Raw genomic sequence first — 15,728 nt, 5'->3', positions numbered from 1 at the left:
TAGACTGAGAATACTATAATTAAAATTAATATGTATATATAAAAAGAGTTTAAGAAATACCTTATAGGGTTATTCCTTAAACTCTTTATATTCAAGTAAAAGATAAAAGTAAACGCAACTACTACGTTACACTTCGATCACATCAAATTCTAAGTGCTAAAGCACTACGTTTTGAACGCTTCGGAAATAAACTGAAATTGCGATAAACACTTTTTTTCGATCTCTATTTTAAAATATACTTTTTATAATACGCATAAAGCTCTTTGATAGAGTCACTCATCAAAATATCTTTCACTGATTCCACCTGCTTTGCCGTCCAATCAAACCATCTCAGTTCTAAAAGTAATTTAATTTCCTCATCTGAAAATCTCTGTTTGATCACTCTGGCAGGATTCCCACCAACAATCGTATATGGCGGAACATCTTTTACAACCATTGAACCTGCTGCAACTACAGCTCCCTCACCAATTGTAACTCCTGGCATGATCATCGCATTCATCCCGATCCAAGCATCACTTTTGATAACTGTATCGCCTTTTGGTTCGTAAGATTTCTGTACGTGACTAGCAAATGGATAGACAGTGATCCAGTCCGGATGGTGATTGTGATTACCGCCCATTAAAATCGTAGCACCACCTGCAATACAAACATAATTTCCAATAATCAATTTATCTAGATGCCAGCCCATATCTTCTACAGGGTTAAAAGCTGACTTTGTCAGTGGATCGCCCCATAAATAGCGAACACAACCATCCTCAAAATTCTGATTGCCATAGTAACCAGAATAATAAGAGTACTCACCAACCTCTATCAACGGATTTGTCACCAACTCTTTTAAGTAGACTGTATCGGACCATTTTTCAAAATTATTATTGTTTTTCATTATTTTTCCTCGCTTCTAAGTTAGTTTACTTTTTATGACTTAGAAGCGTGCTACCACTGAAACATTTTTTAATCGTCTTAAACGCCGACTCATACTTATCACTCCAATAATGTTTTTGATTATACGTACATATTTCTTTAATGTCAACTAATGAAAAAACCATTTTTATCAACTTGAAGTCGATAAAAATGGCTGATTATTCACTTATTCAGAAAAAATCTTACATCAAGCTCTTCAATTCAACATCAGGATATTTATCTGCAAACCAACGCATTGCGAATTGATTTTCAAATAAGAATAATGGTTGATCAAAACGGTCACGAGCTAAAATATTACGGCTAGAACTCATTCGTTCATCTAAATCAGCTGGATCGATCCAACGAGCAATTTTTGAACCCATTGGAGTCATGACCACTTCGGCATTATATTCATTGAGCATACGATGCTGGAACACTTCAAATTGCAGCTGTCCTACAGCTCCAATAATATATTCTTCTGTTAGATACGTTTTGTATAGTTGGATCGCACCTTCTTGAACTAACTGATAAATGCCTTTATGGAATGATTTTTGTTTCATAACATTTTTAGCACTGACTTTCATAAATAGTTCTGGTGTGAATGAAGGTAATTCTTCATATTGAATTTTTAGTTTCCCTTCAAACAACGTATCACCGATTTGATAGTTTCCTGTATCATAAATCCCGATGATATCTCCCGCTACCGCTTCTTCCACATTCTCACGTGAATCAGCCATAAATTGGGTCACATTACTTAACTTGATTTTCTTACCTGTTCTTCCAAGAGTCACATCCATACCGCGCTCAAATGTTCCTGAACAAATACGGACGAAAGCAATACGATCTCGATGAGCTGGATTCATATTCGCTTGGATTTTAAAGACAAAACCAGAAAACTCTTCTTCATAAGGACTAACTTCTTGTCCCTCTTCTGTCTTATGACCATAAGGTGATGGCGCAAATTGTAAGAAGGTTTCTAACATCGTCTGCACACCAAAGTTTGTTAATGCTGAACCAAAGAAGACAGGTGTTTGATCCCCTCGAGCAATTTTCTCTGTGTCAAACTCGTCGCCTGCTTCAACTAATAATTCAACTTCTTCCAATACTTGTTGGTAAACACTATCTTTGTGCAACGGCAAATCGCTTGGAATATCGCCATCCACCAATGGAATGAAACGTTCGCCATTATTTTTTTCTGGACGGTATAATTCTACACGCTTGTTGTAGATATCATATAAGCCTTCCAAACCTTTTCCCATACCGATCGGCCAGTTCATCGGGTATGATTCGATATCAAGTAAGTCTTCTAGCTCTTCTAATAACTCTAGAGGTTCACGACCATCTCGATCTAATTTATTGATAAACGTAAAAATCGGGATGCCACGTTTCTTAACAACTTGGAATAATTTCTTTGTTTGCGCTTCGATCCCTTTGGCACTGTCAATCACCATGACAGCACTATCTACGGCCATCAACGTCCGATACGTATCTTCAGAAAAGTCCTCATGTCCAGGTGTATCCAAAATATTGACACGTTTTCCATCGTAATCAAATTGCATCACTGAACTCGTTACAGAGATCCCTCTTTGCTTTTCGATTTCCATCCAGTCAGATTTTGCAAAGTTTCCTGTTTTCTTTCCTTTAACTGTTCCAGCTTGGCGGATTGCTCCACCAAATAATAAAAGTTGTTCTGTAATCGTTGTTTTCCCAGCATCTGGATGGGAAATAATTGCAAACGTACGGCGGCTATCTACTTGTTCTTTTAAATGTGGATTATTCATTCGTTACTCCAATCTATCTTTTTTTCTTGAAAAAGGCTCTATTTATTTAAAGGATATTTTTACATCGGAAAGGTCTCCTACTCTTTATTCTTCAACTAGTGTAGTATATCATGGAATTACCCTAGTTTTCAAAGCCTTTAGTTAAGTTTCAAAAAAAATCGAAGAGACCAAAACAAAACTCAATGAATTTTGTCTTGATCTCTATTAATTGGGGAAGAAATAGATCTTAATAATTAATTTGTCAAAAAACTAGCATTATTACTAAGATTTGTTTTACACTTAACTAAATCAAGTATAAAGTCAGCTGCTTAATAGTGCAAATGTCTAAAATTTACAACTAAAGCAGAATCAAATACCTTTATACTGTTATTTATAAAAGAAATAATACCTATATAAAAACTTTTTTATTGTTAATTGATATTATTAAATAATCGATTATTTTTCGAATTATTCAAATTAAGACCATACTTTTTACTTTATTGGCAAATTTACGTTATAGGAGGAAGAACATGTTAGAAGCAATGATGTTGGAAGACACTGCTAAACGAAAATTGACTCTATTTAAATTATTAGTTACATTTTCTACTAAGAAACATAGCATCAATTTTTTTGAAAATAGGCTAGATTATTCTTATAGTCGCGTCGTTTATCTGCTTGAACTAATCCAACAAGATCTCACTAAAATGACTGGCGAGTCAGCAGAAATTCTGCAAGAAAATGGTGTTCAATATGAGCAATATGTTTCATATGATATGTACTATCAGTTTTTAATTACTCAAAGTGTTCCCTACCAACTATTGATCTCGATTCTCTTTTATCCAGAAGATAGTCTGGCTGAATTTTGTGAGAAAAATTACCATAGCAGAACCACCGTTGTACGAAAATCCAAATTATTAAGCAACTACTTTAAACAATTCCACATCAAAATGAATACTTCTCAATTAAAGCTCTATGGTGATGAGCGTGTCATTCGAATAACGTTGTACACTCTGATTTGGCTAGCTTCCCAAGGTACAAACTTACCCGAAATCAAGAATAATCCAATCGATTATGAGACGGTTACTAAAATAATCAGTCCATATTTCCCTGATAGTTACAGTTATTCTGCTCATAAACAAATCGCCTTAATATTGGACATCGTTTATCTACGAGTAAGATCTGGTGATGTATTGACAGAACAAACAGTGATCGATCCCTATATTCCCACAAGCAAAACGCACGCAGAAACCTTCTTTGGAAATTTGATCAAAGAAACAACAATTTGGGAAGCAGAAGCACAATTTGCAGCTTATTTATTGATTTCTACTCCAAATTTTTTCAGAAATAATGACCATCGATTATCTTTGTTGAAAACCTATTTAGAGGATCAGACAAATTCAGCAACTAAGTTATTGGAAGAAGTTTGTGGGTTATTTAGTGAAGAATTCGCTCCCGAAGGCTTTTCTTGGGATAATGAACCTATTTTGTTTGGAAATGTAGCTAATATTATTTTCTCTACAACAATTATTGAAAAACCTTTTCCTACACTATTTCATTTGATCAATCATTCTCTTTACTCAAAAAATGAATACTACTACCAATTGTTTACCCATTTTAAAGCATTATTTCAAAAAATTTCTAAAAGAAAGAATTTTGACTGGCTCAAAGGTAACATCGAACAATTATCTGATACATTGGCAGCTTTACTAGTTCCTCTTTATGAATCTTTCCAAACCGATAATATTATTCGTATTGCCTTAATTGCAGAATCTAATTATTTACTTGTCCAACCTCTCACAAAATTTATTGAAGAATTACCTTTTGTTCAATTAGTAGCTTATAAATATGGACAGTTTACTTCTTTTGATTTTATTGTGGCTACTTCCTCTTATTTAATTCCTGAAGAAAGCCACCTGCCATCATTTGTTTTTCGTTTTTCTGCCGATAATGACGAGCAATATATCGGTCTTTACCAAGCAATCAAAGCTGTTCATAATAAAAAAGGGATTAATCTAGGATAATGTAAAGAGGACAACCCAACTAAAAAATAGTTTTAGGCTGTCCTCTTTGATTTTTTATCTTCTAGGTTCGTCATCTTCCAATTCTTTACGGAAAAAGCGGCGATTTTCTTCTGGTTCTTCATCAACCGTTTCTTCGTCATGGAAAACAACTTTTAATGCTAAAACCCGTGTTCCTTCCATCTCTTCAGAAGTTAGTGTGAGATTGCCAACATCAAATGACAATTTCTCTCCTTCATCAGGAATCGTCCCCAATGCGGTGATCAAGTACCCTGCCATTGTGTCAACATCACTCATATGCAAATCTGTTCCAAATGCTTCATTGAATTCATCGATCAGCATTCTGCCTTGAACCAGATACTCATGATCATTGATCTTGGCATATAAATTTTCTACTTCATCCGTCTCATCGTCTATTTCACCAACGATTTCCTCTAATAAATCTTCTAATGTAGCTAAACCAACCACGCCACCATATTCATCTAATAAAATAGCCATCTGGTTCTGAGTTCTTTTTAGCTCATATAATAAATCGTCAATAAAAATCGTTTCTGGAACGAATAGTGGTTCTTGTATGATATTTTTTAATTGAATTTTGTCAAAGCCCAGTTTATGAGCTGCTTTTAATAAATTTTTAGTGTGAAGAACTCCAATGATTTTATCTTTATCTTCGTTATAAACGGGAATTCTTGAATAGTTTTCAGATAAAACTGCATCAATATTTTTTTGAATATCATCTTCGATATCGATCATAAAAGCGTCCGTTCGTGGAACCATTACTTCACGGGCAACTTTTGTATCTAAAGAAAAAACGCCTTGAAGCATTTCCAATTCATCGTTATCTAAAACACCTTCTGATTCTAACATATAACGCATTTCATCACGTGTCATTTTGGAATCAGCATCATCAAATTTCATAGGTGTAAGTTTTGAAAGTAAGTCTGTTGAAGCAGATAATAACCACACAAATGGTCTAGCAATCACACCTAGTATACGCACAAATCCAGACGTTGCTTGGGCTACCTCTTCTGATTTGTTCATTGCGATTCGTTTAGGATATAACTCCCCAAAAACAATAGAAACGTAAGTCAACATTGCTAAAATAATAATATTAGCAATACTTTTTGCAGCGGCTCCGCCACCAAGAACAGGTGCTAATCTTGCTGATAAAGTATCAGCTAGTGAAGCCCCAGACAAGATATTAACTAAAGTAATACCAACTTGGATCGTTGATAAAAAGCTTGTCGGATCTTTTAGAATCTTTAGTAGCTTTTTAGCTTTTGCGTCTCCTTCTTCTGCTTTTTGTTCGATACGATTCTTATTTACTGAAACAACTGCTATCTCCGCTGCAGCAAGAAACGCATTGATCAATGTTAAAACGATCAATAATAAAATTTGCGCGATAAGCGACTGACTCTCGGGGTCAGCATTCATAATGTGCACTCTCTCCTCTTAAAAGTTATTCGAAAAACGTTGTAATTCGTTTTCCAATTCCATTTAGTAACAAACTGTTTACTAGTTTATTTGATAAAAAACGTGACTACTTATAGTAGTCACGTTAAAATCCTATCACAAACAGCCATTAATTTCAATAATCGATGTCATTTTTCTTTCATCAACGTCTCATTTCCCTCACTAGTCAATACAATTTTTTCACTTCTGCTTTCCCGAATCATTCCTATCACATGAATGACAATCGTTTTAACGATCGCATAAAATGGAACACCTAGGAAAATACCTAATAATCCAGCAATATTTCCGGCTACGAGTAAAACAATAATAATTGTCAACGGATGGATCTGTAGTGATTTTCCAATTACATTTGGATAAATGATATTTCCGTCGATTTGCTGTACTACTAAAACAACAATACAGCAGAATACAGCTTTGATTGGTTCATCAAAAACCGTAACAAAAACAGCAGGAGCCAAACCTAGGTAGGGTCCAAGATAAGGAATCAAATTAGTAAAACCTGCGATTACACCGAACAAAAAGGCGTAGCGGACACCTATCAACGAGTAACCGATTGCTGTAAACGTGCCGACAAACAAGCACTCGATCGCTTGGCCACTTATATAATTAGCTAGAGTTTTGTTGATCTTGTTCAATAATTCAGCAATGCTGGCTTGTCGTTTTTCTGGTAAAAAACGTTCGATTGCTGGAACTAATCGATCTCCATCTTTTAACATGTAAAATAAGATAAACGGTGCTGTAAAAATAACGATCGTAGTCGAAGCAACTGTCGACACAACTGAACCTAAGCTATTGGATAGACCACTTAAAAATTGCTGAATAATCATTCCATAGGAAATATCTAATTTCTCTATATAACTTGTTAAATCAACTTCTTTAAACAAAGGCAGTTCAGCCATTCTATAAACCCATGCTTCTATGTTACTGAACACGGTTGGCATATTTGACGCTAAACTGGCTAACTGAGAAGCTAATTTAGGAATAACACTAACAAGGATTAAAACAATAGCAACTACTAAAATCAGTAGAACCAATAGTACCGCATAGATCCGTTTCATTTTAGTTTTCATTAGTAGGTTGACGATTGGATTTAAAATATAATAAAGAAATCCAGCCACTAAAACAGGTGCAAATAACGTCGAGAAAAATGTGCCAATAGGTGTAAACAGAAAATTGATTTTCGTTGACACAAAAATCAAAGTTGCAATAACTAATAATTCCGCTGACCAAAAAAATAATTTTGATTGTCTTAATTTTTCAAACAAAGATAATCCTCCTTCATCGCTAATAACAATAATTGTTCGTTAATAGATTTTAGCATAACCTGCCTTAAATAAGATAGCAATATTTCTTTCTATTTATTTTTATTTCTACTTTTCTCTTTAATCAATACAAAAAGAGCATGGACAAGACTAAAATCAGTTCTGCTCCACACTCTATATCCGAATAAACGGAGTAAATAAAGCTTTCGTTTTCTAACAAACACATCTATTTCGAAGTTGTCATTGATAGACTTATTTTTTGAAGAAACCTTTCACCTTATCCGCTAATCCACCAGCATCAATGTCAGGAATCATCCCTTTTAATTTCTCATATTGTTCGCCAATCTCATCTTTGTGTTCTTCAAGAAACTGTTTAGCTTTTTCAAAGTTCCCTTCGCCAATCAAGTCTTTGACTTTTTGTACAATTTCATCTGTATTCATTCTGCACCCAACCTTTCGTTTTTTGTTATTTATAATGTACACTGCTTGTACTTTTTTTACAAAAGATATACACCGAATCATACCAAAGTTCTACTGTTCCATTTTTTGAGGTATAATAGGAAAAAATAACTATAACAGAGGTGTAAAATGAAAATAGCACACACAAAAGATACTATGAGTGATATTTACTTAGATGCTGTTAAAATTCGTCAGCAAGTTTTTATGCTAGAACAAGGAGTTCCTAGCGAAATTGAAATTGATAAATACGAAGCGGCTTGTATTCATTTTGTTTTATATGCTGATGAGAACGAAGCCATTGCAACTTGCCGTTTATTACCGCTTGAAGATGGCCTAATGAAATTACAGCGTATGGCTGTGCAAAAAGAGTATCGAGGTAAAGATTACGGTCGGTTGATCGTAGAAAGTGCTGAGCAATTTTCTAAAGAACAAGGATATAATACCATGACTTTAGGCGCCCAAATCACAGCTCTTGGTTTTTATGAAAGAATGGGTTATGTCAAAGAAGGCGAAATGTTCTTGGATGCAAATATTGAGCATTATCAAATGAAAAAAAGATTCTAATTTTTTTGATAATTAAAAAGAAACTGATACAAAACTTGATTAAGCTTTGTATCAGTTTCTTTTTCACTTAACATCTTACAATGGCTATTTCTTTGATAACTCTTGGTAACGTTGATACCAAATATCTACATAAGCTTCTGAGAAAGGGCCTTTTTCGTTATTAATCCAATCTACCAACGTCTTAACATTCTCTTTTAGAATAAAATCAATATCTTCTGGATAATCCATAATTTTACTGTGGAATTCATATTCATCCACATCTAATAAACGTTTTTCTCCGTCAGGAAAAACTTTGATATCCAAATCATAATCGATATACTTCAACGCTTCATCATCTAAAAGATACGGTGACGCCAAATTGCAGTAATAAGAAACTCCCTTCTCTCTAATCATCGCTATTATGTTGAACCAGTATTTTTTATGGAAATAAACGATAGCTGGTTCCCGAGTAACCCAACGACGCCCATCAGACTCTGTTACCAAAGTATGATCGTTGACACCGATCAAAGAATACTCGCTTGTTTTTAATACCATAGTATCTCGCCATGTTCGATGCAAATGCCCATCGTGTTTGTAACTTTGGATCGTTACAAATTCACCTTCTTTTGGAATTGCCATAGTCCCCCAACTTTCCCTAGTACGAAAAATCACTTCTAAAAGCTGATTGCTCTTCGTTTGGGTGTTCATTACACCGATATCAATACAATTATATCATAATTTTCAGCTTTGCATACTAAGGAGTTTGGTTTCTTATAGGAATGAGAATTATCTATTAAAATAAATAGATTGATTTTAGTTTTTTTGATGTCAAAGTTTGGATATTTTTGAAGCAATGTCTAGCTCTAAACAGAGCTAGACGTTTTTGTCAAAGCTTCCTGTAAAGCAGTAAATATTTCAATCCACTAGCTCTAAACAGAGCTAGACTTATAAGCAGTTAGTTCCCCATTTACTCGTTTGATATTTCAATCCACTAGCTCTAAACAGAGCTAGACGATGAACTAGATGAGCTTGTCTATTTAGTACAACAATTTCAATCCACTAGCTCTAAACAGAGCTAGACCTCGACTAAGATGGAGGCAAACGAAGCACAGATTATTTCAATCCACTAGCTCTAAACAGAGCTAGACTTGGCTGGAACTCTAATGGTGTTGGTAAAAAAAATTTCAATCCACTAGCTCTAAACAGAGCTAGACCTTAGCTGCATTGATGCCCCTGTAGCGTTCGCTATTTCAATCCACTAGCTCTAAACAGAGCTAGACTAATCCCTGTAATATCAATATTATTTCCTAAAAGCATTTCAATCCACTAGCTCTAAACAGAGCTAGACTTTTTCATTAAAACACTCCTAAGTAATTGTTATAATTTCAATCCACTAGCTCTAAACAGAGCTAGACAGATATACCCTTTATCTTTCGCCAGTCCGAAGAAAATTTCAATCCACTAGCTCTAAACAGAGCTAGACTTTAACATCAGCTAAAGTACAAAATGCAATCTTAAATTTCAATCCACTAGCTCTAAACAGAGCTAGACGTAGAAGCGACTAGAGGACGAAATCCTAGACGTGCTATTTCAATCCACTAGCTCTAAACAGAGCTAGACGCAGCAAACAGTCTCCTACACGAACTGAAGGAGAAGATTTCAATCCACTAGCTCTAAACAGAGCTAGACTGTGAAATTGGCAAAAATACACAACCTATCTTCGCCATTTCAACACTAAAACTAATATAACATTAAATTAAAATGAGAAAAAGAGTTATTCCTCTGCTAATTTCAGCAAAATTTTGGTGCGGATCTCTTAGTGATTTTATGTGCACTGAGGGTTCGCACCAAAAATTATTCTTCTATTTTAAATTCTTTTTTATACAGTTCCAACATTTTTTGTTGAGGTTTTGGAAACACATAGCTGGAAAATTCGTCTTTTATTGCCCACTCTTGATTTTCATCCAGAGCCGTTACGCCTGTTTGTCGGCCATAAAACACAAGAATATGCCATTTTAGATGGCTGAAAATATGGGTTACCTCTCCTAAAGTTCGCTTTTGCCAAACTACATGAGAGTATTTTTCAAAAATTTCTGGTTTTTCTTCCGCAACTAATAATGGTTCTTCAAAATCAAAGGATAACTGCTGATCCTCTTTCACCCACATTTTTTGTAGAAATTCAAAACGTTCTTTACTGACTTCTTCTATTGGAAACAGCCACATATTTGCCAGTAAGCCCTTAGCATCTCGTTGCTCTAATAAGAATTCTTGTTGATTATTTTCAATAATTCCGCCAATATAATAAACATCTTTTGGTTTCTGCTTTTTAGACTTAACTGGAAAATTCGTCATTGTATTATGTTCATAGCTTAAACAATACGATTGAATCGGACACTCTTCACACTTCGGCGATGTTGGTGTACAAGTCCCAGAACCTAGATCCATCATTGCTTGATTAAAATCACCAGGGCGTTGTTGGTCGATGATTTTAGACATCGCTTCTTCAAAAACTTTGCGACTACTAGGTTTGGCAATATCATCACTGATCTCAAACAAGCGGCTGACTACCCGCATCACATTACCATCGATTGCAGGTTCTGGAATCTTGAAAGCAATACTTCCAATTGCTCCAGCTGTATAAGGTCCAATCCCTTTTAATTGTCGAATTTCTTCAATCGTTTCAGGCATCTGACTATTAAATTCTGTCATGATTTGTTGGGCTGCAACTTTTAAATTTCGAGCTCTCGAATAATAGCCTAAGCCTTCCCATGCTTTTAGTAGCTTATCATCTGGTGCTTCGGCTAAATCTTTGATTGTCGGAAACCATTCCATAAAACGGTAATAATAATCGATTACCGTATCAACGCGCGTTTGCTGCAACATAATCTCTGAGATCCAAATACGATATGGATCTAAATTAACTCGCCAAGGTAAATTTCGTTTTTCCTTTTCATACCAATCAATAAACTCTTCTTGAAATGACTCAAGTTTTTCTGCGCTCCAAGTTTCCCAATATTTCTCATTCTTCATTCTCTAATTCCTTTTCATCAAAATATTGCTGAATCAAGTCTGAATCAAAACGTTTTTGAAACAGTCCTTGTTTAACTTTCATCAGGCGTTTATAAGGATCTAATTTGCGATGTTTTTCCCATAATTTGTCGCCTTCTTTTCTGATTACATCTAACTCTTGGTCTTCGTCCTTTTCAAAAGAAAGTTCTTCAAGAGCCAAATCAATGACTTCTCGATTAAAGCCTTTTTGCATCAAATGCATTTGGACTTTTTGGAGTGCATCTTTAAAGCTTTTTGTCCGGTAACGTCTCATCGCTTTTTCAGCAGTCGCTTTTGCTACTTCTACCTGTTCATCCATTGTATAAAAAGTTAACCCATGTTGAATGTCTTCGTCATTCAAGCCTTTTCGTTTTAGTTGTTGTTCGATCATTTTGGGTCCTTTATCACTTGTTCGCATTAAAGTACGGACATAACTTTCACTAAATATTTTGTCGTCTAAAAGGTTCATTTCTTCTAAGCGGATCACGATGCTTTTTCGATCTTCCGGTAAAATTTCCTTTTCTTTCAAATAATCTAAAATTTCTTTTTTTGAACGTAACTGATAACTTAGATAATTTAAAGACATCTGCAAGCCTACATCATAAGACCCAGCTTTTTTTATTTTTTCGACCATTTCATCTGATAATTCTTGTCCTTTTAATAAACGTTGTCGGACCAGAGTATCCTCAGAGACACGTAATTTTTCTCCAGAAGACAGCCAGATAAGATAAAATTGACCTTTGTCTTTTGTAATTTTCGTGATTGTTTCCATCTTTCTCCGCCTTTCTAGTGAGAACATATATTCTACTATAACATACATTTGGCAGAAGCTAAACTAGCTAAATTGTGCTAAAATAAGAACTATCGATGTACTTGATTAACCGATCTACGGATCAAAAGGATGGAATTATGACCACACAACTATTAAAAGAAGGACAAACGATTCCTTTAAAAATAAAACGTTTAGGCATCAATGGCGAGGGAATTGGCTATTACAAAAAGACAATCGTTTTCGTACCTGGTGCTTTACCTAAAGAGGATGTCTCTGTAGAAATCACAAACATAGCTCCACGTTTTGTGGAAGGACAACTGAAAAAAATTGTGAAAGCAGCACCTGAAAGAGTCGTGCCGCCTTGTCCTGTTTATGAAGCATGTGGCGGCTGTCAGCTGCAGCACTTAGCTTATCCTGCTCAACTGCACTTTAAAAAAGATTTATTAAAACAGTCGCTCAATAAATTTAGACCGAGAAACTTTGACAATTATCAACTACCTAAAACTATCGGCATGAAAAATCCATGGAATTATCGTAATAAAGCGCAATTTCAGTTACGTAAGATTGATGGTGAAATCGAAGCGGGACTTTACCAAGCTGATTCTCATCGCTTAGTTCCAATCTCTGATTGTCTCGTTCAGCAACCAGCTACAACCAAAGTAATGAATGTTTTAGTGGAATTATTAAACAAATATCAATTACCGATTTATAATGAACGAAAAAACAGCGGCATCTTCCGAACATTAATGGTTCGTGTCGGAGTTAAAACGAATGAAGTTCAAGTTGTTTTTATTACGCAATCCGTAAAATTTCCGCAGAAAAAAGCGTTGATCGAAGAAATCACCCAGCAGCTTCCTGAAGTTGTTTCTATCATGCAAAACGTTCAAAACAAAAGAACCTCAATCGTTATGGGTGATGAAACGATTCACGTCTGGGGCAAAGAAAGTATTGAAGAACAAATCAATGAAGTCACCTTTGATTTGTCACCTAGAGCTTTTTTCCAGCTAAACCCAGAACAAACCGAAGTTTTGTACGATGAAGCATTGAAAGCTTTAGATTTACAGCCCAATGAAACAGTCGTTGATGCTTATTGTGGTGTCGGAACTATTGGTTTAAGTATCGCTAAACAAGCAAAAGAAGTTCGAGGAATGGATATTATTCCAGCAGCCATCGAAGATGCTAAGATGAATGCTGAGCGCTTAGGCGTTACGAATACTCATTATGAAGTAGGAACAGCAGAAGAATTGCTCCCTAAATGGCTTCAGAGCGGTTTTAAACCCGATGCAATCATTGTTGACCCACCTAGAACCGGGTTGGATCAAAAACTGCTGAGAGCCATTTTAAAGCAACCTCCTAAAAAGATGGTCTATATCTCTTGTAATGTCTCCACACTGGCTAAAGATTTAGTCGATCTAGCTAAAGTTTTTGATGTAAAATATTTACAGTCAGTGGATATGTTTCCACAAACAGCACGATGCGAAGTTGTCGTGAAGTTGACTAAACGATAAAATCTAAGACAAATAGAACGGAGGATTTGTAATGCCAATTGCAACTTATATTACATTTGAAGATCAGTCGAAAGATGCTATCGCATTTTATGAACAAGTCTTTGAAACAAATTGCCTTGATTTAGTCACTTATGCTACTTTAGGAATGCCTGATTTAGACGAGAAAAGCCAAACATTAGTCATGAATGCTAGCCTTAAAATTGAAGGGCATACCATTATGTTCTCAGACACACCTAGTTTTATGAATAAAATTCCTTATGGTAGAAATGTTGGCCTAGTCATAGAAATAACTGATCCTGAGAAATTGACAAATTATTTCACAAAGCTATCAATTGGCGCTACCCATGTGATGCCTTTACAAAAAACGGATTGGTCAGATTTATTCGGTCAATTAACAGATCAATTTGGTATTAGTTGGTCATTCAATTTAGTCTAATCTTTAAAGTGAATGTAATAGAAAAAAATCCCCGCGTAATGCAGGGATTTTTTTAATGATAATTGTACTAAACACTTGTATATAATCGAAAGCGCTATTCATGTATACCAATAAAACTGATATTATAGTTTTTCGCCATTACTAGTAATTACCTGTTTCATCCAGTGGTAACTATCTTTCAAATAACGTTTTTGGCTTCCTTTCCCATAATCATCTTGATCCACATAAATGAATCCATATCTTTTACTCATTTCAGAAGAAGAACAACTAATAATATCGATCGGTCCCCAAGCACAATAGCCTCTGAGATCCACACCATCCTTAATTGCTTCTTTCATTTGCTCAATATGAGCTTTGTAATAATCAATACGATAGTCATCATGAACACTACCATTTTTTTCTAACTGATCATAACAGCCGATACCATTCTCTGTGATGTAAATCGGACATTGATAACGATCATAAAAAGAATTCAGTAATGTTCTAAGTCCAATAGGATCAATTGTCCAGCCCCATGGATTTGCCGGTAATGCTTTATTTCGATATGGTTCAATATGTTTCGCATCACAAATTTGTGTATAGTAATAAGAAAACGAGAGGTAATCAGCTGTATTTTTCAGAATCTCTTCATCCTTTTCAGCAAATTCCAGATTAATATCATGTTCTTCAAAATATCGAAACGCATAGCCTGGATAGTAACCTCTTATTAACACATCCGCAAAGAAATACTGCATTTGATTGATTCTCAACGTTGCTAGGACATCTTCCGGCTCGCAAGTAGCCGCATATTCCGGACCGCCACAAAGCATCATCCCAACTTCATAATTTTCATCAACTTGATGCGCATATTCCGTAGCTAAAGCAGAAGCAACCATCATATGATGTACCCCTTGATATTTAGCTTCCAGCAGATTGTCTACTTTATCTTCTGCAATTCCTAAATGGTTAAATGATTCATGACCGATCAAATTGATCTGATTGATCACGATCCAATATTTTACTTTTCCTTGATATCGGTCAAAAACAACCTTACAGTAACGAACAAAGAAATCTACAACTTCTCTTGAATACCACCCTTTATAGTTCAATGTAAGGTTTAGAGGCATTTCATAATGGGACAATGTAATCATAGGCTCCATCCCATTAGCGATAATTTCATCAATCAGCTTATCATAAAAAAGTAAACCAGCTTCATTTGGCTCAAGATCATCACCATTTGGAAAAATCCTAGACCAATCGATCGATGTTCTAAACAAATTGAGTCCCAGATCTCCTAATAATTTTAAATCATCAGGATACGTTTCTTTAAAATTGATGCCCCATCTTTTTGGAAAAACGCCTGTTTTATTTTTTAGCGCTTCTTCGATATAAGTAGTAGAAATTTCAGCGTTCGATCTTTTTTCTAAAGGGAGATCTGCTCTAAACTCGTTGATATCTGCTACACTTGTACCTTTGCCTTGATAGTCAAAAGCCCCCTCACATTGATTGGCAGCAACAGCTCCCCCCCATAAAAAATCTTTTGGAAATCCAGTTGGTACTTGATGCATGT

The 15,728-nt window shown here is 35.2% G+C and carries 13 protein-coding genes and 1 CRISPR repeat array; of the genes, 4 read left to right on the top strand and 9 right to left on the bottom strand.

Annotation, left to right across the window (positions count from 1 at the left end; translation table 11 throughout):
* Nucleotides 1-223 precede the first annotated feature (223 nt).
* Nucleotides 224-883, bottom strand: a complete 660-nt coding sequence (locus tag A5821_RS16745) for a CatB-related O-acetyltransferase (RefSeq protein ID WP_086312093.1) — start codon at nucleotides 881-883, stop codon at nucleotides 224-226.
* A 220-nt stretch (nucleotides 884-1,103) separates the two neighbouring features.
* Entirely contained in the window at nucleotides 1,104-2,681 is a 1,578-nt protein-coding gene (locus A5821_RS16740) for a peptide chain release factor 3 (protein ID WP_086312092.1), read from the bottom strand.
* A 509-nt stretch (nucleotides 2,682-3,190) separates the two neighbouring features.
* On the opposite strand from A5821_RS16740, the gene A5821_RS16735 reads away from it, so the two are divergent.
* Complete coding sequence (locus A5821_RS16735; RefSeq protein WP_086312091.1) at nucleotides 3,191-4,681, top strand: helix-turn-helix domain-containing protein; 1,491 nt, start codon at nucleotides 3,191-3,193, stop codon at nucleotides 4,679-4,681.
* 54 nt (nucleotides 4,682-4,735) lie between these two features.
* On the opposite strand, the gene A5821_RS16730 is transcribed toward A5821_RS16735, so the two are convergent.
* The 3 genes from A5821_RS16730 to A5821_RS16720 all read right to left on the bottom strand — a co-directional run bounded on the left by A5821_RS16730 (nucleotide 4,736) and on the right by A5821_RS16720 (nucleotide 7,854).
* The gene (locus tag A5821_RS16730) at nucleotides 4,736-6,112 is read right to left on the bottom strand and encodes a hemolysin family protein (RefSeq protein ID WP_086312090.1); all 1,377 of its coding nucleotides are present in this window, start codon (nucleotides 6,110-6,112) and stop codon (nucleotides 4,736-4,738) included.
* A gap of 167 nt (nucleotides 6,113-6,279) precedes the next feature.
* Entirely contained in the window at nucleotides 6,280-7,416 is a 1,137-nt protein-coding gene (locus tag A5821_RS16725) for an AI-2E family transporter (protein ID WP_086312089.1), read from the bottom strand.
* A gap of 249 nt (nucleotides 7,417-7,665) precedes the next feature.
* A complete protein-coding gene (locus A5821_RS16720; protein WP_069633953.1) occupies nucleotides 7,666-7,854 on the bottom strand; it encodes a hypothetical protein in 189 nt (62 codons plus the stop codon).
* A 147-nt stretch (nucleotides 7,855-8,001) separates the two neighbouring features.
* Between A5821_RS16720 and A5821_RS16715 the strand changes: the two genes are divergently transcribed.
* The gene (locus tag A5821_RS16715; protein ID WP_086312088.1) at nucleotides 8,002-8,436 is read left to right on the top strand and encodes a GNAT family N-acetyltransferase; all 435 of its coding nucleotides are present in this window, start codon (nucleotides 8,002-8,004) and stop codon (nucleotides 8,434-8,436) included.
* 84 nt (nucleotides 8,437-8,520) lie between these two features.
* On the opposite strand, the gene bph is transcribed toward A5821_RS16715, so the two are convergent.
* From bph to recX, 3 genes are all read right to left on the bottom strand, one after another.
* Nucleotides 8,521-9,054 carry a biofilm phosphatase Bph gene (gene bph / locus A5821_RS16710; RefSeq protein WP_010773241.1) on the bottom strand — a complete coding sequence of 178 codons (534 nt, stop codon included), beginning with the start codon at nucleotides 9,052-9,054 and terminating at the stop codon, nucleotides 8,521-8,523.
* A 273-nt stretch (nucleotides 9,055-9,327) separates the two neighbouring features.
* A CRISPR array of direct repeats spans nucleotides 9,328-10,104; the repeat unit is 33 nt; unit sequence ATTTCAATCCACTAGCTCTAAACAGAGCTAGAC.
* A gap of 165 nt (nucleotides 10,105-10,269) precedes the next feature.
* Nucleotides 10,270-11,445, bottom strand: a complete 1,176-nt coding sequence (mutY, locus tag A5821_RS16705) for an A/G-specific adenine glycosylase (RefSeq protein WP_086312087.1) — start codon at nucleotides 11,443-11,445, stop codon at nucleotides 10,270-10,272.
* Nucleotides 11,435-12,235 (bottom strand): recombination regulator RecX, encoded by an 801-nt coding sequence (gene recX, locus A5821_RS16700; RefSeq protein WP_086312086.1) that lies wholly within the window; start codon nucleotides 12,233-12,235, stop codon nucleotides 11,435-11,437. Before recX ends, mutY begins: the two co-directional genes overlap by 11 nt.
* 137 nt (nucleotides 12,236-12,372) lie before the next feature.
* On the opposite strand from recX, the gene rlmD reads away from it, so the two are divergent.
* Together rlmD and A5821_RS16690 are read left to right on the top strand one after the other, a co-directional pair.
* Nucleotides 12,373-13,743, top strand: a complete 1,371-nt coding sequence (gene rlmD, locus A5821_RS16695) for a 23S rRNA (uracil(1939)-C(5))-methyltransferase RlmD (protein WP_086312085.1) — start codon at nucleotides 12,373-12,375, stop codon at nucleotides 13,741-13,743.
* Between the two features lie 31 nt (nucleotides 13,744-13,774).
* A complete protein-coding gene (locus A5821_RS16690) occupies nucleotides 13,775-14,179 on the top strand; it encodes a VOC family protein (RefSeq protein WP_086312084.1) in 405 nt (134 codons plus the stop codon).
* Nucleotides 14,180-14,301: 122 nt separating this feature from the next.
* Here the strand turns inward: A5821_RS16690 and A5821_RS16685 are convergent, their stop codons facing one another.
* Nucleotides 14,302-15,726 carry a glycoside hydrolase family 1 protein gene (locus A5821_RS16685; protein WP_086312083.1) on the bottom strand — a complete coding sequence of 475 codons (1,425 nt, stop codon included), beginning with the start codon at nucleotides 15,724-15,726 and terminating at the stop codon, nucleotides 14,302-14,304.
* Nucleotides 15,727-15,728 lie beyond the last annotated feature (2 nt).

The sequence above is a fragment of the Enterococcus sp. 7F3_DIV0205 genome (genome assembly GCF_002141365.2).
Classification (GTDB): domain Bacteria; phylum Bacillota; class Bacilli; order Lactobacillales; family Enterococcaceae; genus Enterococcus_L; species Enterococcus_L palustris.
This window is presented reverse-complemented; position numbering and strand designations above follow the sequence as displayed.